The organism is Streptomyces sp. NPDC059456 (assembly GCF_042750055.1).
Lineage (GTDB): Bacteria > Actinomycetota > Actinomycetes > Streptomycetales > Streptomycetaceae > Streptomyces.
Genome location: NZ_JBHYVA010000826.1, coordinates 259 through 3,349 on the forward strand (window position 1 = coordinate 259; position 3,091 = coordinate 3,349).

General features: G+C 76.0%; 3 protein-coding genes. All 3 read right to left on the bottom strand.

The features are described from left to right. Nucleotides 1-1,218: hypothetical protein (locus tag ACFXA3_RS39130; protein ID WP_385195603.1), on the bottom strand; the 1,218-nt coding region annotated here is incomplete at its 3' end. After that, on the bottom strand, nt 1,215-2,297 hold the full coding sequence (locus ACFXA3_RS39135) for a neocarzinostatin apoprotein domain-containing protein (protein WP_385195605.1): 1,083 nt from the start codon (nt 2,295-2,297) through the stop codon (nt 1,215-1,217). The genes ACFXA3_RS39130 and ACFXA3_RS39135, both read right to left, overlap by 4 nt. Beyond that, nucleotides 2,294-3,091 (bottom strand): hypothetical protein (locus ACFXA3_RS39140; protein ID WP_385195607.1); only part of this gene is annotated, 798 nt, incomplete at its 5' end. The genes ACFXA3_RS39140 and ACFXA3_RS39135, both read right to left, overlap by 4 nt.

Here is a 3,091-nt window from a genome sequence, read left to right on the forward strand (position 1 = left end):
CCGCGCGGGGGGGGGGGGGGGGCGGGGGGGGGGGCCGCCGGGGGGGGCGGGCGCGCGGGCGCCCCCCGCGGGGGGGGGGGGGCCCACACCCCCCCCCCCGCCGCTGCTGGCCGCCTTGCAGGGCACGTTGATCGGCGTGGACCCCGGGGCCATCGTGACGTCGATCGTCAGCTGGTCCGGGCTGAGCGTGACCTTGCCGGTCTTGCCGGGCTTGTAGGTGCCCGTCATGTCGCTGAGGCTGACCGGCGCCTTGTCCGGGATCGGCTCGGCGTTGGCAGGGCCGGAGACCTTGACCACGCCGCTGTCGGCGCCGCCGAGCTTGACGTTCATCGAGGGCTTGAGGGCCCCCGCGGGCAGGGCCATCGGGCTGGCCATCGCGCCCTTGGCGGTCTTGACGGTCAGGTCGTAGCTGCCGCCGTTCTTCTTGGCGTTGATCGTCACCGGGGTCTTGATGCCGCCGGGGACCACCGGGCCGCAGTCGAAGGCGACCTCGACGGGCTTGCCGGGGAAGTCGGTCTGGCCCCCGCCGCCACCACTGGTGGAACCCCCGCCGGTGGACCCGCCGCTCGTCGAGCCGCCGGTGGTGGACCCGCCGGTGGCCGCGCCGCCGGTCGTGGCCCCGCCCGTGGTCGCCCCGCCGGTCGTGGCCCCGCCCGTGGTCGCGCCGCCGCTGGTGCCCTCCGCCACGTCGATGGTGGCCCCGACGCCCACGGCGCCCGTCGGGGCGCACTTTGTGACGAACGTGCCGAAGGAGAAGGTCACCGCGACGTCGTACTTGCCGGGCGTCAGCGTGATCTTGCCCGCCTTGGTGAGCTTCAGCTTCCCCTTCATCGTGGACATCTGCATGGGGGCCTTCTTGGGGATCGGCGGGTTCTTCTTCTCCCCGACCACCTTCAGCTCGCCGCCCCCGCCGCCCACCGTGATCCAGCCGGTGGGCTGGACCGAGTCCTGCGGGATGTCCATCAGGTCGGTGTTGTTCGAGGCCGGCTTCACGGTCTCCCAGGACACCTCGACCTCGTCACCGACCTTCGCCGAGGCCGGGGCGCCGACCTTGGCGGTGGTCTCGCCCTCCACCGGGTCACCGCCGCCCGCCGGCGGCACGCACTTGACGTTGAACTTGGTCTCGGCCGCCTGGGCCGGAGCGGCCCCGATGGCGATACCGGCGCCGCCGAGCAGCAGCGCGATCACGGCCGCGCTCACCCTCCGTTGGGTCTTCACGAATGCCCCTTCGTCGTCGGACTGTTCTCAGACGGTGCGGACGCCTGTGGTACGTGTGGGGACGCCGGCCCCGGCGCGCTGTCCGGGGTGAACCACGGCAGGACCGCCGTGGTGGCACCGGGTGAGTCCGGCCCGGCCGCCGTCCCGGAGGGGCCGCCGGGCTCCGGGGCCCCGGCGCCCCGGTGGCGGCCCCCGCCACGGGCCGCGGGCGGGCGGACCTTGTCGACGACGGCCATGCCGGTGCGGAAGACGCCGGCCGGGACCACCACCAGCAGCAGGCCCCAGAACAGCAGCACCCCGTACGGGCGGCCGACGCCCCAGGGCTGCGTGGCCACCACCGTGTCGCCGTACTTGAGGGAGACGGTGTAGTCCCCGTGGGCCCCCGCCGGCAGGCTGACGTTCAGCCGGACCTCCGCCTTGCCGCCCGGCGGGATCGTGCCCTTCCAGCGGACCTCGTCCCACAGGGGCGCGAACACCCCGTGGGCGGTCCCCAGCCGGAAGACGGGGTCCTTGACCGGGGCCGAGCCGAGGTTGCCGACGGTGACCGCGAACGTCCGGCCGGGCGGGGCGCCGAACCAGGTCAGCACCCCGTCCTCGCCTTCGAGCCGGACGCCGGTGAGCATGGCCAGGCGCGGCGTGCCGGACTCGGCCGGCAGCTCGGCCACCGGGTGGTCGGTGATCTTCAGGGGGACGGCGACGGTCGACTGGTCCCCGTTGACGGAGGTGACGTCGACGACGCAGGGGCAGGGCTTGGGCGGCGCCGCCACGGCCAGCCGGGCCGTGAAGCGCCCGTCGTCGCCGACCGAGACCGCGGCCCCGTCGGCGTTGGCGCAGCTGTTGGTGCCGCCGATCATGTTCTGTCCGCAGACCAGCAGCATCACCAGGGTCTTGGCGCGCCAGCCGGTGCCGGTGACGGTGATCTCGGTGCCCTTCGCTGCCTCCTGGAGCGAGAGCGCCACCACCGGCTCGTCCTCGGCGCCCGGGGCCGCGGCCGCCGGGGCCGGGAACAGGGCCAGGGCGCACACCGCCAGCACGGCCGCGACGAGGGCCCGGACCTTGGGGCCGGCCTTGGCGCTCACCTGGATGCTCCCGTCAGCTCGTGTTCCGGTGCCCGGCTGCCCGCGGGTACGGGTTCCTCGTCCGCCGGCGGCCCGCCGCGGGCCCGCCGGCCGCGTACGAGGAGATGCGCGGCCAGGGCGACCGCGCCGAGGCCGAGCAGCCCCGCGCCGGTGCGGCCCGCGATCCCCGAGGGCACGCACCACGCCGAGGCGGTGGCGGTGGCCGGCGCCGCGCCGGGGGCGGTGACCGTGAGGGTGAGGGCGACGTCGTCGAGGACCGGGGCGCCGGGCCAGGGCTCGGTCAGCGACACCCGCTGACCGGGCAGCAGTTCCACCGGCAGGGCGCGGGCGGTCCGGCCCGGGACCTCGCCGAAGAGCCCTTCGGCGCGCAGGGCCAGTTCGGGGGCGAGAGCCACGTTGCCCCGGTTGACCAGGGTGTACGCGACCACCGTGGAGGCGCCCTTGCCGCGTACGGAGACGTCCTCGACCGTGAGGGCGGCCAGCGTCGGGCCGCCGACGCGCAGGTGGACCCGTACGCCCGCCTCGCGGCCGTCCGCGGTGGCGACCACGGCGGACGGGTGTTCGCCGGGGGCGGCGGCGGGCGGCAGGGTGACGGTGAAGGGGACGACGGCCCGGGTGCGGGGCGGGACCTTCACGGTGGCGGCGGACCCGAAACTGATCCAGGAGCCGGCGCCGCTCGCCGCGGCGGGGCGCACGGCGAGGGCGCCGTCGGGGGGGTTGTAGGCGTCGGCTCCGCGCAGGGTGACGGTGCGCTCCCGGTCGGAGGTGTTCGTCAGGGCCAGCCGGTCCTCCAG